24 protein-coding genes and 1 riboswitch are annotated in these 22,367 nt (G+C 74.1%); of the genes, 3 read left to right on the top strand and 21 right to left on the bottom strand.

Annotation, left to right across the window (positions count from 1 at the left end; genetic code table 11):
• Nucleotides 1-13 precede the first annotated feature (13 nt).
• The 7 genes from pheT to FHX74_RS14550 all read right to left on the bottom strand — a co-directional run bounded on the left by pheT (nt 14) and on the right by FHX74_RS14550 (nt 7,054).
• Entirely contained in the window at nt 14-2,548 is a 2,535-nt protein-coding gene (gene pheT / locus FHX74_RS14520; RefSeq protein WP_182560864.1) for a phenylalanine--tRNA ligase subunit beta, read from the bottom strand.
• Entirely contained in the window at nt 2,545-3,657 is a 1,113-nt protein-coding gene (gene pheS / locus FHX74_RS14525; protein ID WP_182560865.1) for a phenylalanine--tRNA ligase subunit alpha, read from the bottom strand. Before pheS ends, pheT begins: the two co-directional genes overlap by 4 nt.
• Before the next feature lie 128 nt (nt 3,658-3,785).
• Nucleotides 3,786-4,592 (bottom strand): TrmH family RNA methyltransferase, encoded by an 807-nt coding sequence (locus FHX74_RS14530; protein ID WP_182560866.1) that lies wholly within the window; start codon nt 4,590-4,592, stop codon nt 3,786-3,788.
• Between the two features lie 88 nt (nt 4,593-4,680).
• Nucleotides 4,681-5,058 carry a 50S ribosomal protein L20 gene (rplT, locus tag FHX74_RS14535; RefSeq protein WP_182560867.1) on the bottom strand — a complete coding sequence of 126 codons (378 nt, stop codon included), beginning with the start codon at nt 5,056-5,058 and terminating at the stop codon, nt 4,681-4,683.
• 143 nt (nt 5,059-5,201) lie between these two features.
• Nucleotides 5,202-5,396 carry a 50S ribosomal protein L35 gene (gene rpmI / locus FHX74_RS14540; protein ID WP_182560868.1) on the bottom strand — a complete coding sequence of 65 codons (195 nt, stop codon included), beginning with the start codon at nt 5,394-5,396 and terminating at the stop codon, nt 5,202-5,204.
• Between the two features lie 84 nt (nt 5,397-5,480).
• Nucleotides 5,481-6,152 (bottom strand): translation initiation factor IF-3, encoded by a 672-nt coding sequence (gene infC / locus FHX74_RS14545; RefSeq protein ID WP_328823841.1) that lies wholly within the window; start codon nt 6,150-6,152, stop codon nt 5,481-5,483.
• A 308-nt stretch (nt 6,153-6,460) separates the two neighbouring features.
• Nucleotides 6,461-7,054, bottom strand: coding sequence for an SseB family protein (locus FHX74_RS14550; protein WP_182560869.1), 594 nt, complete (start codon nt 7,052-7,054; stop codon nt 6,461-6,463).
• A gap of 104 nt (nt 7,055-7,158) precedes the next feature.
• Between FHX74_RS14550 and FHX74_RS14555 the strand changes: the two genes are divergently transcribed.
• A complete protein-coding gene (locus FHX74_RS14555; protein WP_182560870.1) occupies nt 7,159-7,683 on the top strand; it encodes a hypothetical protein in 525 nt (174 codons plus the stop codon).
• 45 nt (nt 7,684-7,728) lie between these two features.
• On the opposite strand, the gene FHX74_RS14560 is transcribed toward FHX74_RS14555, so the two are convergent.
• The 5 genes from FHX74_RS14560 to FHX74_RS14580 form a co-directional block, all read right to left on the bottom strand.
• A complete protein-coding gene (locus FHX74_RS14560; protein WP_182560871.1) occupies nt 7,729-8,244 on the bottom strand; it encodes a PH domain-containing protein in 516 nt (171 codons plus the stop codon).
• An 8-nt stretch (nt 8,245-8,252) separates the two neighbouring features.
• The gene (hisG, locus tag FHX74_RS14565) at nt 8,253-9,098 is read right to left on the bottom strand and encodes an ATP phosphoribosyltransferase (RefSeq protein WP_182560965.1); all 846 of its coding nucleotides are present in this window, start codon (nt 9,096-9,098) and stop codon (nt 8,253-8,255) included.
• A gap of 89 nt (nt 9,099-9,187) precedes the next feature.
• On the bottom strand, nt 9,188-9,457 hold the full coding sequence (locus tag FHX74_RS14570; RefSeq protein WP_182560872.1) for a phosphoribosyl-ATP diphosphatase: 270 nt from the start codon (nt 9,455-9,457) through the stop codon (nt 9,188-9,190).
• Nucleotides 9,458-9,499: 42 nt separating this feature from the next.
• Nucleotides 9,500-10,210, bottom strand: a complete 711-nt coding sequence (pnuC, locus tag FHX74_RS14575; RefSeq protein WP_182560966.1) for a nicotinamide riboside transporter PnuC — start codon at nt 10,208-10,210, stop codon at nt 9,500-9,502.
• A 107-nt stretch (nt 10,211-10,317) separates the two neighbouring features.
• A riboswitch (FMN riboswitch) is annotated at nt 10,318-10,469 on the bottom strand.
• A gap of 510 nt (nt 10,470-10,979) precedes the next feature.
• Complete coding sequence (locus FHX74_RS14580; protein WP_182560873.1) at nt 10,980-11,420, bottom strand: hypothetical protein; 441 nt, start codon at nt 11,418-11,420, stop codon at nt 10,980-10,982.
• A 76-nt stretch (nt 11,421-11,496) separates the two neighbouring features.
• Here FHX74_RS14580 and FHX74_RS14585 point away from each other — a divergent pair, with 76 nt between their 5' ends.
• Nucleotides 11,497-12,822: a hypothetical protein gene (locus FHX74_RS14585; RefSeq protein WP_182560874.1), complete on the top strand. Its 1,326-nt coding sequence runs from the start codon at nt 11,497-11,499 to the stop codon at nt 12,820-12,822.
• A gap of 1,020 nt (nt 12,823-13,842) precedes the next feature.
• On the opposite strand, the gene mshC is transcribed toward FHX74_RS14585, so the two are convergent.
• The 6 genes from mshC to FHX74_RS14615 form a co-directional block, all read right to left on the bottom strand.
• A complete protein-coding gene (gene mshC, locus FHX74_RS14590; RefSeq protein WP_182560875.1) occupies nt 13,843-15,108 on the bottom strand; it encodes a cysteine--1-D-myo-inosityl 2-amino-2-deoxy-alpha-D-glucopyranoside ligase in 1,266 nt (421 codons plus the stop codon).
• A gap of 215 nt (nt 15,109-15,323) precedes the next feature.
• The gene (locus FHX74_RS14595; protein WP_182560876.1) at nt 15,324-16,148 is read right to left on the bottom strand and encodes an SCO1664 family protein; all 825 of its coding nucleotides are present in this window, start codon (nt 16,146-16,148) and stop codon (nt 15,324-15,326) included.
• Nucleotides 16,149-16,181: 33 nt separating this feature from the next.
• A complete protein-coding gene (locus FHX74_RS14600) occupies nt 16,182-16,778 on the bottom strand; it encodes a DUF3090 domain-containing protein (protein ID WP_182560877.1) in 597 nt (198 codons plus the stop codon).
• A gap of 29 nt (nt 16,779-16,807) precedes the next feature.
• On the bottom strand, nt 16,808-17,536 hold the full coding sequence (locus FHX74_RS14605) for a histidine phosphatase family protein (RefSeq protein WP_182560878.1): 729 nt from the start codon (nt 17,534-17,536) through the stop codon (nt 16,808-16,810).
• Nucleotides 17,537-17,664: 128 nt separating this feature from the next.
• Nucleotides 17,665-18,186 (bottom strand): flavin reductase family protein, encoded by a 522-nt coding sequence (locus FHX74_RS14610; RefSeq protein ID WP_182560879.1) that lies wholly within the window; start codon nt 18,184-18,186, stop codon nt 17,665-17,667.
• 7 nt (nt 18,187-18,193) lie between these two features.
• Nucleotides 18,194-19,243, bottom strand: coding sequence for an LLM class F420-dependent oxidoreductase (locus tag FHX74_RS14615; RefSeq protein ID WP_182560967.1), 1,050 nt, complete (start codon nt 19,241-19,243; stop codon nt 18,194-18,196).
• Between the two features lie 246 nt (nt 19,244-19,489).
• Here FHX74_RS14615 and FHX74_RS14620 point away from each other — a divergent pair, with 246 nt between their 5' ends.
• Nucleotides 19,490-20,464, top strand: a complete 975-nt coding sequence (locus FHX74_RS14620) for an aldo/keto reductase (protein ID WP_182560880.1) — start codon at nt 19,490-19,492, stop codon at nt 20,462-20,464.
• A 39-nt stretch (nt 20,465-20,503) separates the two neighbouring features.
• Here FHX74_RS14620 and FHX74_RS14625 read toward each other — a convergent pair whose 3' ends face one another.
• From FHX74_RS14625 to FHX74_RS14635, 3 genes are read right to left on the bottom strand one after another with little or no spacing between them, the layout of a single operon-like run.
• On the bottom strand, nt 20,504-20,704 hold the full coding sequence (locus tag FHX74_RS14625; protein ID WP_182560881.1) for a DUF5703 family protein: 201 nt from the start codon (nt 20,702-20,704) through the stop codon (nt 20,504-20,506).
• Between the two features lie 28 nt (nt 20,705-20,732).
• On the bottom strand, nt 20,733-21,494 hold the full coding sequence (locus tag FHX74_RS14630; RefSeq protein WP_182560882.1) for a ParA family protein: 762 nt from the start codon (nt 21,492-21,494) through the stop codon (nt 20,733-20,735).
• Entirely contained in the window at nt 21,491-22,357 is an 867-nt protein-coding gene (locus tag FHX74_RS14635; protein ID WP_182560968.1) for a PHP domain-containing protein, read from the bottom strand. Before FHX74_RS14635 ends, FHX74_RS14630 begins: the two co-directional genes overlap by 4 nt.
• Nucleotides 22,358-22,367 lie beyond the last annotated feature (10 nt).

Here is a 22,367-nt window from a genome sequence, read left to right on the forward strand (position 1 = left end):
CGCCCAGGCGGGGTCAGCTGCGCTGAACGGCACCGACGTCGGCGGCGGCCCGGGCCACCGCGGCCTCGCGGGCCGCGGCGGTCTCGGTGTCGGTCAGCGTCCGGTCGGCGGCGCGGAACCGCAGGGCGTAGGCCAGCGACTTCCGGCCCTCGCCGATCTGCGGGCCGGTGAACACGTCGAACAGCCGGAGCGACTCGAGCAGCTCCCCCGCCCCGGCGCGGAGCGCGGCCCCGACCGCCGCCGCGGGGACGGACTCGTCGACCACCAGGGCCACGTCCTCCTTGACCACCGGGAAGGGCGAGACCGGGACGACCTCACCCCGGCCGGGCGCGGCGGCGAGCAGCGCGGTCAGGTCGAGCTCGACCGCCGCCGTCCGGGCCGGCAGTCCGTACGCGGCGACCACCGCGGGGTGCAGCTCGCCGGCGTGACCGAGCAGGCTCCCGCCGACCGAGAGCGCGGCACACCGGCCGGGGTGCCACGGCGCCTGCTCGGCCGCCTCGACCTCCAGCTCGGCGCCGAGCGCGCGGGCCGCGGTGCGGGCGAACGCGAGGGCGTGCCGCCAGCCCGCCGGCTCGGCCGGGCCGGTCCAGCCGGCCGGACGCCAGTCACCGGTCAGCACCGCGCCGAGGTGCCGGGGCTGCCGACCGATCGCGGCGTCCATCGCGGCCAGCTCGTCGTCGGTCGGGCGTCCGGTCACCGCCGGGCGCGGGGCGACCCGGCGCTCGGGGTCGGGGAAGTAGACCGAGCCGGTCTCGAACAGCGCGAGGTCGTCGTTGCTCCGCGAACGGTTGAGGGCGACCGCGGCGAACAGCCCGGGCAGCAGCGTGGTCCGCATCGCCGGCTGGGTCTCCGAGAGCGGGTTGGCCAGCCGTTGCAGGTCGCGGCGCGGGTCACCCGCGGGCACCCCGAGCCGGTCCAGGTCCTGCTCGGAACTGAACGGGAACGAGACCACCTCGACGAAGCCGGCCTCGGTCAGCGCGGCGTTGACCAGCCGACGGCCGCGCTGGCTCGGGCTGAGCCCGCGGCCGACCGGAGCGGCCGGGACCACCGGCTGCACCCGCTCGTACCCGTAGAGCCGCCCGACCTCCTCGACGTAGTCGTAGGGGTCGCGCAGGTCGGGCCGCCAGCTCGGCGGGGTGAGCCGGAGGGTGTCGCCGTCCTCCTCGACCCCGACGCCGACGGCACCCAGGTGCGCGAGCACGGTGTCGCGGTCGATCGGTGCCCCCATCACCCGGCCCGGGAGACCGACGTCGATCCGCTGGGTGGGGACGCCGGGGACCGCGCCGGCGATCGTCTCGCCGGCCCGCAGCCTCCCGCCGCCGAGCTCGACGAGCAGCGCTGCCGCGCGGTGCGCCGCCGCGTAGGTGGCCCTCGGGTCGACGCCGCGCTCGAACCGCCGTGAGGCCTCCGAGCCGAGCCGGTGCCGGCGCGAGGTCCGGGCGATGCTCATCGCGTCGAAGTGCGCGGCCTCGATCACCACCGCGGTCGTGGTGTCCCGCAGCTCCGTGGTCTGGCCGCCCATCACGCCGGCCAGCCCGATCGGGCCGGAGTCGTCGGCGATCACCAGATCGGCCGGGTCGAGCACGCGGGCGACGTCGTCGAGGGTGGTGAGCTTCTCCCCCGGCTCGGCCTGACGGACCACGATCGGCCCGCCGAGCAGGTCCGCGTCGTAGGCGTGCAGCGGCTGCCCGGTCTCGAGCATGACGTAGTTGGTGACGTCGACGGCCAGCGAGATCGGCCGCATGCCGGCCAGCTGCAGCCGCCGGGTGAGCCAGCGCGGGCTCGGCGCGGACGGGTCGAGGCCGTCGACGCTGAGCGCCACGAACAGTGGGCAGGCCGCCGACTCCAGCCGCACCGGGTAGCCGCCGTCGACGGCGGCCGGGACGTCGCGCGCCACCGGGTCGGTCCAGCCGGCCCCGGTGGCCACCGACGCCTCGCGGGCGATCCCGCGGACCGACCAGCAGTAGCCGCGGTCCGGGGTCACCGCGATGTCGAGGACGTCCTCGCGCAGGTGCAGCACCGGCGCGGCGTCCTGACCGAGGTCCGCCCCGGCCGGTTCGGGCAGCACGATGATGCCCGCGTGGTCGTCGCCGAGACCGAGCTCGGCGGCCGAGCAGATCATCCCGTCCGAGACGTGGCCGTAGGTCTTGCGCGCGGCGATGGCGAAGTCGCCGGGCAGTACCGAGCCGGGCAGCGCGACGACCACCAGGTCGCCGGCGCGGAAGTTGTGCGCGCCGCAGACGATCCCGCGCGCCCCGCCGACCACCGGCTGCCCGTCGCCGTCGGTGAACGCCGGGTCGGAGAAGTCGGCGTCGTTGTGCGTGCCGACGTCGACCCGGCACCAGTTGATCGTCTTGCCGTTCTTCTGCGGCTCGGGGACGAACTCGAGCACCCGGCCGACCACCACCGGACCGGTCACGTCGGCGCCGGCGTGCTCGACGGCCTCGACCTCGAGGCCGACCCGGACCAGGTCGGCGGCCAGCTGCTCGGCGCTGGTCTGCTCGGGGACGGCGGCGTACTCGCGCAGCCAGGACAGCGGGACTCTCATCGGGCTCCTCCCACGAGCGACCGGCTGAACCGGACGTCGCCCTGGATCATGTCGCGCATGTCCTCGGCGTTGTTGCGGAACATCAGGGTCCGGTCGACGCCCATGCCGAAGGCGAAGCCGGAGTAGCGGCTGGAGTCGACCCCGGCCGCCTCGAGCACGCGCGGGTTGACCACGCCGCAGCCGCCCCACTCGATCCAGCCCTCGGACCGGCAGGTGCGGCACGGGTGCTCGGGGTCGCCGACCGAGGTTCCCCGGCAGACGAAGCACTGCAGGTCGACCTCGGCCGACGGCTCGGTGAACGGGAAGTACGACGGCCGCCAGCGGATCACCGTCTCGTCGCCGAACATCCGCCGGGCGAAGTGTTCGAGGGTGCCGCGGAGGTGACCGAAGGTGAGCCCCTCGTCGACGGCGAGGCCCTCGATCTGGTGGAAGACCGGGAGGTGGGTGGCGTCGTACTCGTCGGCGCGGGCGACCCGGCCGGGGCAGACCACGTAGACGGGCAGCGGCCGGTCGAGCAGCGAGCGCACCTGCACCGGCGAGGTGTGGGTGCGCAGCACCAGGTTCCGCTCGGGCGGGTCGACGAAGACGGTGTCCTGCATGCTGCGGGCCGGGTGGTCCGGCGGCAGGTTGAGCGCGTCGAAGTTGAGCCACTCGGCCTCGAGCTCGGGGCCCTCGGCGACCTCCCAGCCCATGGCCACGAACACGTCGCTCATTTGGTCCATCAGCGCGGTCACCGGGTGCGGGGCACCGACGGGCGCGAGCTCGGTGGGCAGGGTGACGTCGACCCGCTCGTCGCGGAGCCGCTGGGCGAGCTCGGCGGCCGAGATCTCGGCGTCCCGGGCGGCGAGCGCCTGGTTGACCCGGCCCCGGGCCTGGCCGATCCGCATCCCGGCGTCCTTGCGCGCCTGCGGCGGCAGGGCGCCGATCTCCCGGTTGGCCAGGGCCAGCGGGGAGCGTTCGCCGGTGTGGGCGATCCGGGCCTGCTTGAGCTCGGCCACGGTGCCGGCGGCCGCGAACGCCTCGAGCGCCTCGGCGACCATCGCCTCGACGTGGTCGGCGTCGAGCGGCGTGACCTGCACGGGGTCGTAGCTCGTGTTGGGCCCGGACATGGGGCTCCCCCTCTGGGCTGGGAACGGACTGGGGTGGATCGGACTGGGGTGGATCGGACGGGACGCCCGCAGCGGGACGTCGGCCGCCGGTCAGTCTAGGAAGCGGCGACCCGGCTGCCGAACCGGTTTCAGCCCCGGTCGTCGGCCCGGCGCCGGGCGAACGCGCTGGCGTAGAGGCAGACGGCGGCCGCGGTCGCGAGGTTGAGGCTCTCGGCGCGGCCGTAGATCGGCACCGCCACCCGCTGGTCGGCCAGCGCCTGCTGCTCGGCCGACAGCCCGTGGGCCTCGTTGCCGAACACCCAGCAGGTCGGTCGGGCCAGCGCCCCGCTGCGGTCGAGCGCGGTCAGGTCGTCGGCCCCGTCCCCGGCGGCGGCCCGGACGACCAGACCGGCGGCCCGGCAGCGGTCGAGGACGTCGGCGAGGTCGGCGCCGACCGCGATCGGCAGGTGGAACAGGCTGCCGACGCTGGCCCGGACGGTCTTCGGGTTGTGCAGGTCGACCGACCCGGCGGTGAGGACGACCGCGTCGGCCCCGGCGGCGTCGGCGCACCGGATCACCGTGCCGGCGTTGCCCGGGTCACGGACGTCGGCGCAGACCACGACCAGCGACGGCCGGCCGGCCAGCGCCGTCCCGAGCGGGACGTCGACCGCGGTGCAGACCGCGACCAGTCCCTGCGGGGTCACCGCGTCGGTCAGCTGGGCGAGCTGGGCCTCGTCGACCCGGGCCGCGCCGGCGGTCAGCGCGGGATACCGGGCGAGAGCCCGGTCGGTGGCGAAGACCTCGACCACCCGGTCGGCGGCCAGCGCCTCGCGGACGGCCTGCGGTCCCTCGGCGAGGAACCGTCCGGTCTCGCGACGGCACTTGGCCTGGAGCAGACGACGAGCCGACCGGAGCGCGTTCTGCGAGGCAGGACGGGTTCCGGTCGGCTCGGTCATCGTGATGGGGCTCCTCGCCCTGCGACAGGCTCAGGGCACCGTGGGTGGTGCTCAGGCCTCGACGGGGCTCAGGGACCGTGGGTGCTGCTCAGGCGGCGGCGTCGGCCTTGGCGGGCTGGTTGTCCTTGGCGACCTGGGCCAGCGCGGCGAACGCGGTGGGGTCGCTGACGGCCAGCTCGGCGAGGATCTTGCGGTCGACCTCGACGCCGGCGGTGTGCAGACCGGAGATGAACCGGTTGTAGGTGATCCCCTCGGCGCGGGCCGCGGCGTTGATCCGCTGGATCCAGAGCTTGCGGAAGTCACCCTTGCGGGCGCGGCGGTCGCGGTAGGCGTAGACGAGCGAGTGGGTGACCTGCTCCTTGGCCTTGCGGTACAGCCGCGAGCGCTGCCCCCGGTAGCCGGACGCCTGCTCGAGTACCTCGCGGCGCTTCTTGTGGGCGTTCACCGAACGCTTGACGCGTGCCATGGTCGTGCTCCTTCTCCGATCGACCGGACGACCTGTCGCCGGTCAGGGCGCCGTCGGGCGCCGGGTGTGCGGGATGTGCGGTGGCCGCCGGGCGGCGGCGGGCCCGGTCGCTGGTCCTGGCTGCAGCGGGACCGGGCGGCGGCTCAGCGGCCGAGCAGCTTCTTGGCGCGGGCGGCCTCGGTGCCGCCGAGCACCTTGTTGCCCGACAGACGCCGGGTCTGGGTCGACGGCTTGTGCTCGTTCAGGTGCGCCTTGCCACCCTGGCGGGCCATGATCTTGCCCGAGCCGGTGACCTTGAACCGCTTCTTGGCACCGGAGTGCGTCTTCATCTTCGGCATCGCGTCGATGCTCCTTGTCTCACTCGTCGTCGGCCGCACCGGGGCGCGGTGCAGCCAGGTCTGGCGAACGGTCGCGGGGACCGCTCAGATCTGGTTCGGGTCGAACCCGGCCATCGTGTCGCGGACGTCGCGCTGCTCCGGCTTCAGCCGGTCGTCGTCGACCACCTCGGTCACGGTGCCGTCCGGGTTCGCGGTCTTGCGAGCCCGGGCCTCGGCCCGCGCCTCGGTCTTCTTCTTGTGCGGACCGAGCACCATCAGCATGTTCCGGCCGTCCTGCTTCGGCGAGCTCTCGACGAAGCCGAACTCCTCGACGTCGGTCGCCAGCCGCTTGAGCAGGTTGTAACCGAGCTCCGGCCGGGACTGCTCACGACCGCGGAACATGATCGTGATCTTGACCTTGTCGCCCTCCTTGAGGAAGCGGACGACGTGGCCCTTCTTGGTCTCGTAGTCGTGAGCGTCGATCTTCGGACGAAGCTTCATCTCCTTGATGATGGTGTTCGTCTGGTTCCGACGGCTCTCCCGAGCCTTCTGGGCGTTCTCGTACTTGAACTTGCCGTAGTCCATCAGCTTGGCCACGGGCGGTCGCGCCATCGGGGCGACCTCCACGAGGTCCAGCTCGGCCTCCCGCGCCAGACGCAGGGCGTCCTCGATGCGCACGATGCCGACCTGTTCCCCGGCCGGTCCGACGAGCCGGACCTCCGGGATGCGAATGCGGTCGTTGATCCGCGGTTCGGTGCTGATACGTCCTCCAAAGATCGGTACTGGTCCCGAGCGACCCGGATCCGTCGGAGCTGCGGTGCGGCGGCCCGGAACGCGAAAAGGGCCCCCGCGGACGCGGAGACCCTCACAACACCGAACGAGCCCGACGGGTGTGCAGCCGGGCTTCCGGTACCGACCCGGTGACGGTCGCCGCTCGCGCGGACAGTGGTCGACGGGTGGGAGATCGGGTCTCCACTTCGCAGATCCGGCTGAGCCGGATCGATCGGGAGAGAGTTTAACAGGTGAGACGGCTCCCGGCACATCGCCAGGGAGCGCTCAGAAGAGAACGTCCCCGAACGGCGGGGCTATTCCGTCCGGCGGGCGTCGGTCCCGCTCGCCGGGTCGGCCGGGACCGCCCAGCCGAAGCCGCCGTCGTCGAGCTCGACCAGCCGGTGGCCCGCGGCGAGCTGCTCGAGCAGCGCGGTCTCCAGGGCCAGCGGGTGCGGGCCGGCGATGTCGACCACCAGGGCGACCGCCCCGTCGGAGAGCGCGGAGCGGGCGGCCAGGTCGAGGGTGACGGGCACCGGACGTCCGCTCGGGTCCCAGGCGGTGAGCGCGTCCGTGCCGGTGAAGGCGAGCATCGCGCGCTGGCCGTCGGCGTTCTCGAGCAGGACGACCGCCATCTCGGCCTCCTTGTCGCTGACCAGCCCGTCCTGGGCGGCCACCGTCGCCTCGCCGATCCGGGTGGCCACCACCGGCACCAGCAGCCGGGCCGTGCAGAGGGCGGCGACGGCCCGCAGATAGGCCGACGGATCGCCGGCGGTGGTGGCCGCACCGTCGGCGGCCCCGAGGGCCAGCGCGGACCGGACCGCCGGGTCGGCGGCGCCGTCGTCACCGGGGAACGGGCTCGGGGCCAGCGTGCGGAGGTGCTCGGGGAGCTCGTGCGGCGTCTCGGTCATCGCCCCCAACCTAGGCGACTCGCGCCGGGTACCCGCCTCGGGCTGCGGGGCCGGTGGGGGCGTTCCCCGATCTGCGCGGCGGACTGCGGTGGGAGGCTGGAGGTATGCCTGCGGATCAGACCCTGCTCATCCTCTGCGTCGCGCTGACCGTGGTCGGTCTGATCGGGACCGCGGTCGCCTGGCGGCGGGGACGTCGCGGCCGGGTGGTCCAGGGGCTGGCCCTGACGCTCGCCCCGGTCGCGCTCTACCTGACCGGGCTGCTCCAGGTGGTGTTCGACTTCGTGCTCGGGGTGGTCCGCTGGGCCACCCGGATCGTCTTCTCCCCCACCGTGTGGGCCGGGCTGAGCCTGCTCGCGGTCTGTGTGGTGCTGTTCGTGGTCGGCGGCTTCGTGGCCCGGCGGTCGCCGTCGGCCAAGGAGCTCCGGGCCCGCAAGGCGGCGGCCGCCGAGGGCGGCGCCCCGAAGCAGGTCGGGGCGGGGGCGGCCACCGGGCGGACGGCCGCACCCGCCGGTGGGCCGGCGGGTCGTCAGGCAGGTCGTCAGGCCGCGAAGGGCAAGCAGCAGGCCGCGGACGTCGATCCGGAGATGGCCGAGATCGAGGCGCTGCTCAAGTCCCGCGGGATCGAGTGAGCCGAGCGGACCGCCCCGGCCTCGGGGACGGACGTCGTCGCAGCCTCAGCGCTCGGTCGGGCGCGCGGCCCGGTGCAGGGCCCGGAGGCCGTCGACCGCCTGCTCGGCCCGCTCGCCGTCGACCCGCATGATCCCGAGGACGTAGCGCCGGACCCCCTCGGGGTACTGGTCGTCGGGCCGGATCCAGAGGTGCACCCAGGCGTCCCCCGGCTCGAAGTCGACCCGTCTGACGTCCTCCCAGCGGTAGACGTGGGTGTGCAGCCCGTTGCGCAGCCGCACCCCGTCGGCGTCTGCGACCACGTAGCTCGCCGAGGTCGCGCCGAGCAGGACGGCGATCGCTACCAGCACCGCGATCAGCGTGAGCCGCTGGAACAGGGTGAAGGTCTCGCGCAGGCTGAGCGGCAGCGCGAACCACATCACCAGGCTGAACCCGATCAGCCCGAGCACCACGAGCGTCGAGATGGTGGCGACCGCCCGGGGGAAGCTCCGCACCCGGTCGGGTCGGGGCTCGTTGGGTCGGTCCGGGTCGGGTCGGTTGTCGGGCCTGTCCGCGTCGGGCATGCCGCCGGTCAGAGCCGGCAGGCGGCGATGTCGGTGACCAGGATGGCGCGGGCGCCGACCTCCCAGAGGTCGTCCATCAGCTGCTGCGCCTCGCGCCGGCGGACCATCGCCCGGACGGCGTGCCAGCCGGGCTGGGCCAGCGCGGAGACCGTGGGCGCCTCGTACCCGGGCGTGATCGCGCAGGCCGCGTCGAGCGCGTCGGCGTGCACGTCGTAGTCCATCATCACGTAGTCGCGGGCGACCAGGACGCCGCTGAGCCGGCGGAGCAGCTGCTCGAGCCCGGCCGGTTCCTCGCTCCCCTCGCGACGGATCAGCACCGCCTCCGAGGTCATGATCGGGTCGCCGAAGAGCTCGAGCCCGGCCTGCCGCAGCGTGGTCCCGGTCTCGACGACGTCGGCGATCGCGTCGGCCACGCCCAGCCGGATCGCGCTCTCCACCGCCCCGTCGAGCTTGATCAGCCGGGCCTGGATCCCGCGGTCGGCCAGGTGCTTCTGCACCAGTCCGGGGAAGGAGGTGGCGACCCGGAGGCCGTCAAGCTTCTGCTCGGTCAGCGCCGAGCCGACCGGGGCCGCGAACCGGAACCGGCTGGCCCCGAAGCCCAGCGAGAGCTGCTCGGTGGCAGCGGCGCCGCTGTCGAGCAGCAGGTCGCGCCCGGTGATCCCGACGTCGAGGGTGCCCTCGCCGACGTAGACGGCGATGTCGCGCGGCCGGAGATAGAAAAACTCGACCCCGTTGGCCTCGTCGAGCCGGACCAGCTCCTTGCTGTCGGTGCGCTGGGCGTAGCCGGCCTCGCGGAGCATCGCGGCGGCGGGCTCGGACAGCGCGCCCTTGTTGGGGACGGCGATCCGGAGCACGGGACGGTCGGCCTTCACGCCGCTCAATCTACCCAGCGTCGCGGCGCGGGCCCCGGGCTTCTCAGCGCCGGGCCCGAGCCGGGTCGCGCTCAGAGGTGGGTGTAGACCGCGTCGAGGTCGAGGTCGAGGGCGAGCAGCAGCACCTGCAGGTGGTAGAGCAGCTGGCTGATCTCCTCGGCCGCGCGGTCGCCGGACTCGTGCTCGGCGGCCATCCAGACCTCGGCGGCCTCCTCGACGATCTTCTTGCCGATGGCGTGGACGCCGGCGTCGAGCTCGGCGACCGTCCGCGAACCGTCGGGCCGGGTCTGCTTCTTCTCGAGCAGCTCGGCGAACAACGCGTCGAAGGTCTTGGCGGTCACGCCGAGAGCCTAGAGGCGCGCCGGCCGCGGCCCGGACGGCGCTCAGCCGACGGTCTCGATCACCGGTTCGTCGACCCCGATTCGGTCCGGCGTCCGGCCGCGTCGCTCGAGCCGCCACCAGGAGACCAGACCGACCACGCAGAACGCGCCGTAGACGACGTACATCACCGCGGACGGGTAGTAGCCGGCGACGAAGAGCAGCGGGACGCCGACGGCGTCGACGGCGATCCAGATCAGCCAGAACTCGACCCAGCCGCGCGCCATCGCGTAGGTGGCGAGCACCGAGCCGGTCAGGATCCAGGCGTCCGAGGCGGGCCCGTACGAACCCAGGTACTGGAGCGCGAAGTAGAACGCGACCCAGAGCACGACGGCGGCGACCAGCAGCTGGAGCCGGCCCTTGAGCCCGGCCCAGCGCGGGATCACGCCGGCGCTGCCGGCCACGCCGGAGCGACGGAACTGGTACCAGCGGACCCAGCCGTAGACGCTCACGATCGCGAAGAACACCTGCCGGCCGGCCTGACCCCACAGGCTCAGCCGTTCGGCCTCCTCGAAGGCGCCACCCAGGGTGGACCCGAGGAACACCGTGAACAGCACGACGTTGCCGATGATGCCGATCGGCCAGGCCGCGACCCGTCGTCGCATGCCCAGCAAGGCGCTGGCCAGTCCGAATGCGTTGCCGACGATCTCGCGCCAGTACAGGCCGGGTCCGATGTCGATCTTGGCATTCAGCAACCGCACCAGCAGCTCGGAGATGGTCATCCCCTCACCCACTCTCTGTCCGATCGCACGGATACCGGGGTGAGGGGACGTCCGACGCGCGCTCCCCGGCAGGCCGGACCAGAGCGCGCGCGAGCGTCCACCGCGTGAACCTCCCATCCGGACTTTCACCGTCGGTCGTGGAATTCCACCACGTCAACCGTTCCCGACCGCCGCCGCCGGAGCGGAGCCGATCAGGAGCCGGGTCGCGGACTGTCACCGCCGGTTCGGAATTGCACCGACCCCGGAACACGCGCGAGTTCGTTGACTCGTCAGACTCATTGTCCCCCGCTCGTCGGCCGACTCCAAACGTGTCCACCGCGGGCGCGCGGGCCGGCCGGCTGAGCGTGGTGCTTTCTGACGCGTCGACGGTTGCCAGCGGTGGAAAAGCGCGCTTGACTGACGGCGTGGGCTGGAGGTTCAGACGGCTGAACCGTTCCGGGGCCGCCACAGACGGCGCTCGCCGGACGTCGGTGCCGTCGCGCCTGCTCCCCCTCGCCCTGGCCGTCGCCGGGGGCTCCGCGATCGCCGTCCTCGGCTCGACCGGAACCGCGCACGCCGACCCCGGATCCGGTCTGCTCGAGGGCGTCGACCAGGCCGTCTCGGGCACGGTGTCCTCGGTCACCGACGGTGTGCAACAGGCCACCGGGACCGCGAGCACCGCACCCGCCCCGACCTCCCGGCCCGACGCCTCAACGAGCGCACGCAGCACCTCGTCGACGACCGCGCGCCCGGAGAGCACCGCGCCGGCTGCGGCGGGCACCGCTCAGGCGTCGGTCAGGAAGACGACGGCGGACCCGGTCGCCACCGTCACCACGCCCGTCGCCCGGACGGTCACCCGGACGGTCACCCGGACGGTCCGCACGGCGACGAACGCCGCCGGGGTGGACGACACGTCGAAGGTCGTCCCCCGCGCTGACTCGGCCCCGACGAGCAAGGCCGGCACCACGAGCGGGACCGCCACCGAGACGACCGCCAGCCCCACGTCCTCGGTCGCGGCGACCGCGGCGAAGGCCCCGACGCACGACGTCTCCGAGACCGTCGGCCGGATCGCCGGGAAGACCGTCGAGACGACCGGGAAGGCCATCGGAACCCCGGCACCCAGCGCCGGGACGAGCACCGCCACGACCCTCCAGCCGACCTCACAGAAATCCGCGGCGGCGACCGACCCGAGCCCGCGAGCTGCGGGCGCGTCGTCGACCGCCACGCGGGCTCCGCTCCCGAGCCTCGTGAAGACCACCAGGACGACCGTGGGCCGAGTCGGCGGCGAGGTCACGGCTGACGTGGCCGCTCCGGCCGCCGCCACCGCCGCCCAGGTGGCCGAGGTCACCCGGACGGTCGCCACCGCGACACAGCCGGCCACTCGGACGGTCTCGACTGCGATCACCCCGGCCACGACCGCCGTCGGCGAGACGCTGACCCCGGTGACCCGTACCGCAGCGACCGTCGCAACGCCGGTGACCCGCACCGCAGCGACCGTCGCAACGCCGGTGACCCGCACCGCAGCGACCGTCGCAACGCCGGTGACCCGCACCGCAGCGACCGTCGCGACCCCGCTGACCCGCACCGCAGCGACCGTCGCGACCCCGCTGACCGGGACCGTCGACGCCGTCGTCGGCGACGTCACCCGTCCCGTGACCACGCGCCCCGTCACCGGACTCACGACCACGGTCGTCGAGCCGGCGGCGAGTCACGTCGTCGAGCCGGTGCTGAGTCAGGTCGTCGTGCCGGTGGCCGGCGCGGTCGTCAGCCCGCTAGTCGGCAGGGTCGTCGAGCCGGTGGTGAGTCACGTCGTCAGCCCGGTAGTCGGCCAGGTCGTCGAGCCGGTGGTGAGTCAGGTCGTCCAGCCCGTGGTGACTCAGGTCGTCCAGCCCGTGGTCACGCCGGTGGTGAGCACGGTCATCGAACCGGTGGTCACCACGGCCGTTGAGCCGCTGGTCCCCCCGGTGGTGTCGCCGATCGCGGCTCCGGTGACCTCGGCGGTCACGCCGGTGCTCGGCAGGCTCACCCCGGTCACCCAGACCCTCACCCCGGTCACCCAGACCCTCACGCCGGTGCTGGCTCCCCTGGGTACCAGCCTCGGATCGCTGACCCCGGTCGTCAGCCCGGCGATCAGTCCGGTCCTCAGTCCGGTGATCGGCGCCGTCGACGGTCGCGGGGACGGGGCCACCACGCCGAGCGACACCGTCCACGCCGGCACCGTCTCCACGCCGCCGGGTACTCCGGCCGTCACGTCCGTCGCCCCGCCGACCGACGCGGTGCGCGCTCCGCTGGCGGCGCCCCGAGCCGAGGGCTCCCTCGAGGCGGCGCCCCTCCGGGCCGCCACCCCGCACCCGGCCACGACCGCCGGGTCCGACACCCCGCACGGGCCGACGGCTCCGCAGCCGGAGGCACCCGGCCCGGTCGGGCTCATCCAGAACGCCCCGACGTCGCCCGCTCCCACCCACGGTGGTGACGGCGGCGCTGGTCCGACCGGTTCCACCGGTCACGTCCTCGCCGCCTGTCTCGGCGAGACGGCCGCTGCCGCACTCCGTGCGCAGGCGGCCACCCCGGACGATCTGTCCGGCCGTAGCGCCCTGCTGGCGCTCGCGAAGCACCGCCCCGACTGATCCCGGTCGATCCACCCCACCCGGCTCCCCTCGTGAGCCCGGCGTGGGGCCGACGCGCGTCCGCGCCTCGGCCCGCGCCCGTCCGGATCGATCGACCTCTCGGGAGTACCCGTGCACACCACGCGTGTCCTCACGTCCGTCCCACCGACGCCCGCCGCGGCGCCGGTCGGATCTGCCGTACCTCGGCCGGCGTCCCTGACCGGACGCGACCGCACCGACGGCGCCCTCGGACACCCCGTGTCGACCGACCGCACCCGACGACCGACGGTCGCCCTCCCGCCCGCGGGTGAGGCGACCCCGGTCCTGACGGTCGCCCAGGCGGCCGTCCCTCAGGCCGGCTCGGACGACCCGGGTGCCCCCGGGTGCACCGAGCCGACCGGTGGAGCGTCCGTCAGCTCAGCCACCGCGGGTGGCTCCGGCGGTGACGCCGGCGTCGTCTGCACCGCGCCGTCCGAGGTGCCCCTCGGCGTGCGCGCGGTCCGACGCCAGGCGCGACCACGGGAACCCGTCCGCGGAGTCGAGGAATCGACCAGCGCCAGTCGCGTGGGGGCGCTGGTGCCGAGCTGATGTGACCCACCGGTGCAACGGGTAGAGCTCATCGGGGGGCGTTCTCTACCCGTGGTCCCCGGGCGCGGCGCTGTGACCTCGCGCCGCGCCCCGGGGACGTCCACACCGCCGTCGGCCACCGTCACGAACACCGGCCCTCCACCCGGACGACGGGTGCCGACGCGGTGGCGTCCGGTGGTCCCGCCGTAGCCAGCGGCGGGGCCACCGGCTCGACCCTCCCCGGAGGTCAGCGAGCACGAGAGCGCTTCGACAAGCTCAGCGCGCGTACCCACCCACGGTGCCCTGAGCCAGTCGAAGGGCGCTGGTAGGGCTCAGCGCGCGTCCTCACCCACGGTGCCCTGTGCCCGTCGAAGGGCGCTGGCAGGGCTCAGCGCGCAGGAAGGCGCTTCGACAAGCTCAGCGCGCATGCCCGCCCACGGTGCCCTGAGCCCGTCGAAGGGCGCTTCGACAAGCTCAGCGTGCGTCGCTGAGCCGGACACCGAGCAGCGCGTCGACGGCTGCGGCCACCCGGCGCCCGTCCTCGGCGCCCGACCCGCTCGAACCGCCGGCGTCGGTCCCGGCCCAGCGGTCGACCGCGGCCAGCGCGGCCGGGGCGTCGAGGTCGTGGGCCAGCGCGGCGCGCACCTCGGCGATCACCGGGTCGGCCGGCCCGGCACTGCCCGCGTCGACCGCCGTGCGCCAGCGGGCGAGCCGGGCCTCGGCCTCGTGCTGGAGCTCGTCGGTCCACGACCAGTCGTCGGCGTAGCGGTTGGCCAGCAGCGCCAGCCGGACCGCCATCGGGTCGACGCCCGCCTCGCGGAGCCGGGAGACCAGCACCAGGTTGCCCTTGGACTTGCTCATCTTCTCGCCGTCGAGCCCGACCATGCCGCCGTGCACGTACCGCCGCGCGAACTCCTCGCCGGTGGCCACCCGGCCACCCGAGGCGCACATCTCGTGGTGCGGGAAGACCAGGTCGCTGCCGCCGCCCTGGACGTCGAAGTCGGTGCCGAGCCGGTCGAGCGCGATCGCGGTGCACTCGATGTGCCAGCCGGGGCGGCCGCGTCCGAACGGGCTGTCCCAGGCGGGTTCGCCGGGCCGCTCGAGCCGCCAGACCAGGCAGTCGAGCGGGTCGTCCTTGCCGGGCCGGTCGGGGTCCCCGCCACGCTCAGCGAACGTCGCCGCGGCCTCCTCGGCGCTCAGGTGCCCGACCGATCCGAACGCGGCGTCGTCGTGCACCCGGAAGTAGAGGTCGGGGTACTCCTCGTCGCGGACCGGGTAGACCGCACCGGCCCGCTGGAGCCGCTCGATCAGCCCGACCACCAGGTCGATCGACTCGACCGCGCCGATGTAGTGGTCCGGCGGGACGACGTTGAGCGCGGTCATGTCGTCGCGGAACAACTGGATCTCGCGCTCGGCCAGGTCGGTCCAGGTGACGCCGGTCGCCTCCGCGCGCTCGAGCAGCGGGTCGTCGACGTCGGTGATGTTCTGGACGTAGACCACCCCGATCCCCCGGTCCCGCCAGGCCCGGTTGAGCAGGTCGAAGGTCAGGTAGGTGTTCGCGTGCCCCATGTGGGTCGCGTCGTAGGGCGTGATCCCGCAGACGTACATCCGGGCCGGGCCGCCGTCGGCCGGCACCGCCGGGGCCAGCTGCCCGGTCGCGGTGTCCCGCACCAGCAGCTCGGGCCACCCGTCCGCCGGTTCGGTCAGCTGCGGAATCGACGGAGATCTCCAGGCCTGCACCGGATCACCTTATGGGCGCACGCCCGGTGGACCCTCACCGGTCAGCCCATCCGGTCCCCGAGCGTCCGCCACCGCTCACGTCTTCGAGCGTCCTCCGAGCCGCGCCCGGGTCGTTCTGCACGACGAGGCTCGCGGGGACACGCTCTTCCGTCCCCGCGAACGAGGAGGAAGAACGAGCCGTCCAGGCGCGGCGTGCGCGAGAAGACCTCAAAAATCTAGAACGGCGGCCAGGGGATGTTCGGCCACCCGCCCCCGGGCAGCGGCAGCTCCCCCGCCGCCAACAGCCCCTCGGCGCGGAGCAGCAGCGCCTCGATCTCGTCGTCGGAGAGCAGGTCGGCGATCTCGTCGATCGCGCCCTCCTGGACCGCACAGATGTGCGCGATGTCGGCCTCGTCGAGCGGCGAGCCGGCCCAGCCCCACAGGATGGTGCGGAGCTTGTCCTCCGTGTGGAAGCAGATCCCGTGGTCGACCCCGAAGACCCGTCCCTCGCTGCCGATGATGTGTCCGCCCTTGCGGTCGGCGTTGTTCACCAGCGCGTCGAAGACGGCCATCGAGCGGAGCAGCGGGTGGTCGGCGTGGATCACCGAGACGCTGCTGTCATAACGGTCGAGGCCCTCGACGACGTCGAAGTAGCCCTTCCGCGGCAGCTTCTTGGTGGGCACCAGGTCGACCAGCGGGTGGGCCGGGTCCTCGTCCTCCTCGACCCAGACCTGGAGCGAGCCGGTGCCGGCGGGACCGTCGGCGAGCACGGTGACGGGGACGACGTCGAACCCGCCGAGCCGGGAGATCCGGTAGGCGGCGACCTCGCGGAAGGCCAGCGTGTGCCGCGGGAAGTCCCACAGCGGGCGCTCGCCGCGGATCGGCTTGTAGACGCACTGCACGTCGCCGTCCTCGCCGCGGAGCTGCCCGACGAAGGTGGCGTTCGAGGCCTGGGTGAGACGCCCGGTGATCTCGAAGTCGCCGTCGCCGAGCACCGTGGTCAGCGCCGGGTGCTCGGGGCGCGCGTCGGCGTGCCGGTCGGGAGTGGGTTCGGCGGCCATGTCGTCAGTTCCCGTCGCGGGTGGCGTCCGGACTCAGAACAGCGGTCTCCGGTACCCGTTGGCCCGGGGGCAGATGTGGCCCTCGGCGTCGATCGGCTGCAGGCAGAACGGGCACGGCGGCCGGCCCGCGGCGACCAGCGCCTGGGCCCGGGCCACGAAGTCGCGGGCGTAGGCGGCGGTGATCTTGACGACGATCACCTCGTCGGCCGAGATCTCCACCTCCTCGGCGGTGTCGGCGGCCGCGGCTTGCTCGGCGTCGGTCTCGGACTCCTCGTCGCTGTCGACGTTGGAGAACAGCTCGACCACCACCCGGTCGATGGTGGGGTCCCAGGCGATGGTCATCGTCCCGACCCGGAACTCCTCGGTGATCGGGGCGTCCAGCGGCGAGTTGTCGCCGGCCCGGGTGACCGGCGGCGGCACGGCCACGTCGCCGCCGCTGCGCCGGACGACCTCGTCGAGGACGCGCTCCATGTGCTCGGCGAGCACCGAGACCTGCTGCTTCTCGACCACGACGCTGGTGATGCGGTTGCCCTCGCGGGCCTGGAGGAAGAAGGTGCGCTCGCCCGGCTGACCGACGGTGCCGGCCACGAACCGGTCGGGTCGGTCGTAACGGTGAACGAGAATGGCCATGCCGTCAGCCTATGCCTGTCCGGTGGGCGTCAGGCCGGTGCTTCACCGGCGCCCAGACCACCGCCGACGGCGGCGTCGGCCGACGGGGAACGCCGTGACCGGGCCGTCTTCTTGGCCGGCTTGGCCAGCAGCGCGGCCAGGTCGGCGCTGGTCGAGTTCATCCGCAGCACGTAGGGCCGGGCGTCGGTGTAGCTGACCACCGAGATCGACGCCGGATCGACCATGATCCGCTGGAACGCGTCGAGGTGCATGCCGAGCGCGTCGGCGAGGATCGCCTTGATCACGTCCCCGTGGCTGACCGCGACCCACAGCGCGTCCTCGCCGTGCTCGGCCGCGAGGGTGGCGTTCCACCGGTGCACCGCGTCGACCGCGCGGGCCGACATCTCGGTCATCGACTCCCCGCCCGGGAACCGGACCGCCGACGGCTGGGTCTGGACGGTCTTCCAGAGCTTCTCCTTGGCCAGGTCCTTGAGCGCCTTGCCGGTCCAGTCGCCGTAGCCGGCCTCGATCAGCCCCTTCTCGGTGGCCGTCGGGCAGGGCGCCGGTCGGGCCGCGAGCAGCGCCTGGGCGGTCTGCCGGCAACGCTGCAGCGGTGAGCTGACGATCGCGCGGACCGGCAGCTCGGCGGTCCGGCGGCCCGCCTCCTCGGCCTGGCGGCGACCGACCTCGTCGAGCTCGACGCCCGGGGTGCGTCCGGCCAGCACGCCCGTCGCGTTGGCGGTGGTGCGGCCGTGCCGGACCAGCAGGACAGTGGGCACAGGGCTTCCTTCTCTCGTGCGCGGGCTCCGGGCGGTGCTCGGATGCGACGGTTTCCGACCCTAGCCGAGCGTCCCGCGGCCGCCCGGGCCAGTCGGTGGGTCCGGTCGGTGAGCCCAGTCGTTGGAGGTCAGTCGGTGAGGTGCCGGTAGCCCCCGCGGTACCAGCCGAGCGGTTCGACGCCGTCCGGTCCGAGGCCGAGCTGCTCGATCCGGCCCCGGACGAGCAGCGCCCAGCCGGCGCGGTCGGGCGCGGTCGCCGGCAGTCGCACGCCGATCCAGGCGACGTCGTCGAGCACCGGTCCCCAAGCCCCGTCGGTCCAGTCGCCGGTGCGGAAGATACCGCCGGGTGAGGGCGCGAGGCCGGCGAAGACGTCGGCGACCGCCCGGTGCCGGTGATCGAGGACGCTGACCGCCAGCAGACCGTCGGGCTCGAGGGCGTCGGCGAGCTCGGAGTCGCCGTCGACCAGCCCGACCACCTCGCCGGGGTCGCCGTCGGCGACCAGCACCGACGAGACGGTCAGCCCGGCGCGGTCCGCGCCGCGTCCGGTCGCCCACACGGTGACCGGCGCGACCAGCCGGCCGCGGATCCTCCGGAGCGGGTTGCGGGCCGGGTCGGGGTCGGCGAACGGGTGCTCGCTGTGGATCGTCACGGGGCGGTCAGGCCAGACCGGCGCGCCGGTGCGCCTCGGCGACCGTGTCGAGCGCCGCGAGCCGGGTCTCGAGCCCGCGGCCGTACGGCGTCACCGCGCAGGTGGTCACCCCGGCTTCGGCCAGCCGGGCCAGTCGTTCGGTCAGCCGGTCGACGTCGCCGAGCAGCGAGGTGTCGTCGACGAACCGGTAGGGCACCGCGGCCATCGCGTCTCGGTGCCGGCCGGCGAGGAAGAGGTCCTGGATCTCGGCCGCCTCGGCCGCGTAACCCATCCGGACGGCGAGGTCGTTGTAGAAGTTCTGCTTCCGGCTGCCCATCCCGCCGACGTAGAGGGCGGCGTAGGAGCGGACCGGCTCGGCGCACGCCTCGGGGTCGGGGCCGGTGACCAGCGGGACGGTGGCCAGCACGTCGACGCTGTCGGGGCCGCGTCCGGCGCGCTGCTGCCCGGCGCGGAGCCGGGCCAGCTGCTCGTCGGCGTAGCCCGGGGCGTAGAAGACGGCCAGCCAGCCGTCGGCGATCTCGCCGGCCAGCTCGACGTTCCGCGGACCGACCGCGGCCAGGTAGACGGGGATCCGCTCGCGGGCCGGGGCGATGGTCAGCTTGAGCGGCCTTCCGGGTCCGTCGGGCAGCGGCAGCGTGTAGTGCGTCCCGGCGTAGCTGAGAGTCTCGCGGGCCAGCGCGGCGCGGACGATGTCGACGTACTCGCGGGTCCGGGCCAGCGGCGCGTCGAACCGGACACCGTGCCAGCCCTCGGAGACCTGCGGGCCGGACACCCCGAGCCCCAGCGAGAACCGCCCACCGGTGAGCAGGTCGAGGCTGGCCGCGGTCATCGCAGTCATCGCCGGGGTGCGGGCCGGGATCTGCATCACCCCCGAGCCGAGCCCGATGGTGCTGGTCTGCCCGGCCAGCCAGGCCAGCACGCTCGGGCTGTCCGACCCGTACGCCTCCGCCACCCAGACCGAGGCGAACCCCAGGCTCTCGGCCCGCTCGGCCAGGGCCAGCTGACCGGCCGGGTCGTCGCGTCCCACCAGGTAACCGAGGTTGAGCGCCAGCCGCATCGCCACGGCCCGAGGGTAGCCCGCGCGTGATGCCACCTCGCACCCTCCGCGACCACCTCGCACCGCGTAGACGGCGTGCGACGTGGACGGGGGCGGTGCGACGTCGGGTGGAGCGTCCGGTCGTGAGGCGGCGGGTCGTGGGGCGGCGGGGCCCGCGGCAGGGCTGGCGCTGGGCGGGCCGGGCGGGCCGGGCGGGCGGCGGGTCGGTGCAGGGGGCGGGCGGAGGCGTCCGGTTAGGGTCGGCGCATGGAGCAGCGGCGGGTCGGTGACAGCGGGCTGCGGGTCTCGCGGCTCGGGCTCGGCACCATGACCTGGGGGCGCGACGTCAGCGCCGAGGACGCTCGCGGGCTGCTCGACGCCTTCTGCACCGCGGGCGGCACGCTGGTCGACACCGCGGCCGCCTACGCCGCCGGCGAGGCCGAGCGGATGATCGGTCGGCTGATCGGCGACGTGGTCCGGCGCGAAGACCTGGTGATCGCCACCAAGGCCGGGTTCGTCATCCGCGACGGCAGCCGGATCGTCGACACCTCGAGGCGGGCCCTGCTCCGCGACCTCGAGGGCTCGCTGCGCCGGCTCGGCACCGACCACGTCGACCTCTGGCAGGTGCACGCCTGGGGTCCGGCGCCGCTGGAGGAGACGCTCTCCGCGCTCGACTACGCCGTGCAGAGCGGACGGGCCCGGTACGTCGGGCTGTCCAACTTCGTCGGCTGGCAGACCGCGCAGGCCGCCACCTGGCAGCGGGCGGTTCCCGGCCGGGCCGCGATCGCCAGCGCGCAGACCGAGTACTCGCTGCTGGCCCGCCGCGCCGAGGTCGAGGTGCTGCCCGCGATCCGGGCGCTCGGGCTCGGCTTCTTCCCGTGGTCACCGCTGGGCCGCGGGGTGCTGACCGGGAAGTACCGCCAGGCACTCCCCCGTGGCTCGCGCGGGGCCAGCGCGCACTTCGGCTGGTTCGTCGAGCCCTACCTCGAGACCCGGTCGCGGGCGGTGGTCGAGGCGGTGGCCAAGGCCGCCGCCGGGCTCGACCTGACCCCGCTGCAGGTCGCGCTGCTCTGGGTGCGCGACGCCCCCGGGGTCACCGCCCCGCTGCTCGGGGCCCGGACGGCGGCCCAGCTGGCCCCGGCCCTGGAGGCGGAGGAGCAGCGGCTGCCCGCCGAGATCGCCACCGCGCTCGACGACGTCTCGGGCGGCGCGATGGCCGCCCGCCGCAGCCCGTCGAGCTGACGGCAGCGGCCCTGCCGGAGTCCGACGCGCGGGTCCGGCTCAGGCGTCGAGGGTCGACATCACCTTGATGATCTTGCGACGGATCCACACCTCGCGGGTGCCGTCGGAGTAGCGGCGGAGCCGGGTCAGCTCCCAGCCGCCGTACTCGGCCTGGTCGGTGAGCAGCCGGCGGACCGCACCACGCGACAGGTGGCGGCCGAGCTTGACCCGCTCGACCTGGTATTCGACTGGTGCCTTCATCGGTCTCCAGCCTAGACCGCGCTCCGGCCTAGGCGGGTTCGAGGAGCCGTCCGGCGAGCTCGCGGTAGGCCTGCGCGCCGCGGTTGCGGCCGGCGGTGGCCAGGATGCTGCGCCCGGTCGCCGGCGCCTCGGCGAACCGCACCGTCTTGGGGATCGGCGGCTCGAGCACCGGGACGCCGTAGTCGTCGCCGATCCGCTCGAGCACCAGCCGGGAGTGGGTGGTCCGGGAGTCGAACAGGGTGGGCAGCACCCCGAGCACCCGGAGCCGGCGGTTGGTGACCGTCCGGACGTCGTGGACGGTGTCGAGCAGCTGTCCGACCCCGCGGTGGCTGAGCGTCTCGCATTGCAAGGGGATCAGCACCTGGTGCGCCGCGGTCAGCGCCACCGTGGTGAGCACGCCCAAGCTGGGCGGGCAGTCGAGCAGCACGTCGTCGTAGCGCCGCAGCACCGGGGCCAGCGCCAGCTTGAGCAGCCGCTCGCGGCCGGTCCGGGTGATCAGCACCTGCTCGGCGGTGGCCAGCTCGATGGTGGCCGGCAGCAGGTCGGTGCCGTCCTCGGTGTGCATGATCACCTCGGCGGCCGGGCGCTCGCCCAGCAGCACCTGGTGGACCGAGGCGCCCAGGTCCTCGGGGTCGACGCCGAGCGCGAAGGTCAGGCAGGCCTGCGGGTCGAGGTCGACGAGCAGTACCCGGCGGCCGCGCTCGGCCAGCGCCGCGCCGAGCGAGGCGACGGTGGTGGTCTTGGCCACCCCGCCCTTCTGGTTGGCGACCGCGATGACGCGGGCGGTCACGCGGCCGGCCCGCTCGGCTGCCCGCGCCGCTCCCCCACCAGCCGCTGCAGCCGGTCGAACATCTCGGGATCGGTGGTGTTGCAGCCGAGGTCGTGGTCGACCTTGCCGGTGCCGTGGTAGTCGCTCGAGCCGGTGATCAGCACGCCGGCCTCGGTGGCGAAGGCCCGCAGCGCCGCCCGGGTCTGCTGATCATGGTCCTGGTGGTCGACCTCGATCCCGTCCAGGCCGTGCTCGGTGATCATGGTCTGCAGCACGTCGGTGGGCAGGGTCTCGGCGCGACCCCGCCCCCACGGGTGCGCGACCACCGCGACGCCGCCGGCCCCGCGGACCAGCCCGATCGCCCGTTCCAGGTCGACGGCGTGCCGGCCGACGTAGCCGGGACGCCCCTCGGCCAGCCACCGGTCGAAGGCCTCGGTGCGGTCGGCGACGTCGCCGTGCGCGACCATCGCGTCGGCGAAGTGCGGACGACCGAGCGACGGGCTGTCGCCGGCCTGGGCCAGCACCATCTCCTCGGTGATCATGATCCCGAGGTCGTTGAGCCGCTGCACCATGATCTGCAGCCGGCGCTCGCGGCCGTCGCGGATCGCCGCCATCTCGGCGGACAGCGCCGGGTCGGTCTCGTCGACGCCGTAGCCGAGCAGGTGGACGCTGTCGTCGCCGTAGCGGGTGGACAGCTCGACCCCGCGGACCACCTCGACGCCGAGCCGCTCGCCGGCGGCCTGGGCCTCGTCGAGCCCGTCGAAGGTGTCGTGGTCGGTCAGCGCGACCACGGCGAGCCCGGACCGGGCGGCGGCCTCGACCAGCGCGGCCGGCTCGTCGGTGCCGTCGGAGACGTTCGAGTGGGTGTGCAGGTCGATCCGCATGGCCATGGCG

Source organism: Microlunatus kandeliicorticis, from assembly GCF_014137855.1.
GTDB lineage: Bacteria > Actinomycetota > Actinomycetes > Propionibacteriales > Propionibacteriaceae > Microlunatus > Microlunatus kandeliicorticis.

Excerpts from the sequence above, each read along its gene's own strand:
- pheT (WP_182560864.1), bottom strand. The coding sequence starts at position 2,548 with ATGAGAGTCCCGCTGTCCTGGCTGCGCGAGTACGCCGCCGTCCCCGAG.
- pheS (WP_182560865.1), bottom strand. The coding sequence starts at position 3,657 with ATGTCCGGGCCCAACACGAGCTACGACCCCGTGCAGGTCACGCCGCTC.
- FHX74_RS14530 (WP_182560866.1), bottom strand. The coding sequence starts at position 4,592 with ATGACCGAGCCGACCGGAACCCGTCCTGCCTCGCAGAACGCGCTCCGG.
- rplT (WP_182560867.1), bottom strand. The coding sequence starts at position 5,058 with ATGGCACGCGTCAAGCGTTCGGTGAACGCCCACAAGAAGCGCCGCGAG.
- rpmI (WP_182560868.1), bottom strand. The coding sequence starts at position 5,396 with ATGCCGAAGATGAAGACGCACTCCGGTGCCAAGAAGCGGTTCAAGGTC.
- FHX74_RS14550 (WP_182560869.1), bottom strand. The coding sequence starts at position 7,054 with ATGACCGAGACGCCGCACGAGCTCCCCGAGCACCTCCGCACGCTGGCC.
- FHX74_RS14555 (WP_182560870.1), top strand. The coding sequence starts at position 7,159 with ATGCCTGCGGATCAGACCCTGCTCATCCTCTGCGTCGCGCTGACCGTG.
- FHX74_RS14560 (WP_182560871.1), bottom strand. The coding sequence starts at position 8,244 with ATGCCCGACGCGGACAGGCCCGACAACCGACCCGACCCGGACCGACCC.
- FHX74_RS14595 (WP_182560876.1), bottom strand. The coding sequence starts at position 16,148 with ATGGCCGCCGAACCCACTCCCGACCGGCACGCCGACGCGCGCCCCGAG.
- FHX74_RS14600 (WP_182560877.1), bottom strand. The coding sequence starts at position 16,778 with ATGGCCATTCTCGTTCACCGTTACGACCGACCCGACCGGTTCGTGGCC.
- FHX74_RS14615 (WP_182560967.1), bottom strand. The coding sequence starts at position 19,243 with ATGCGGCTGGCGCTCAACCTCGGTTACCTGGTGGGACGCGACGACCCG.
- FHX74_RS14620 (WP_182560880.1), top strand. The coding sequence starts at position 19,490 with ATGGAGCAGCGGCGGGTCGGTGACAGCGGGCTGCGGGTCTCGCGGCTC.
- FHX74_RS14625 (WP_182560881.1), bottom strand. The coding sequence starts at position 20,704 with ATGAAGGCACCAGTCGAATACCAGGTCGAGCGGGTCAAGCTCGGCCGC.
- FHX74_RS14635 (WP_182560968.1), bottom strand. The coding sequence starts at position 22,357 with ATGCGGATCGACCTGCACACCCACTCGAACGTCTCCGACGGCACCGAC.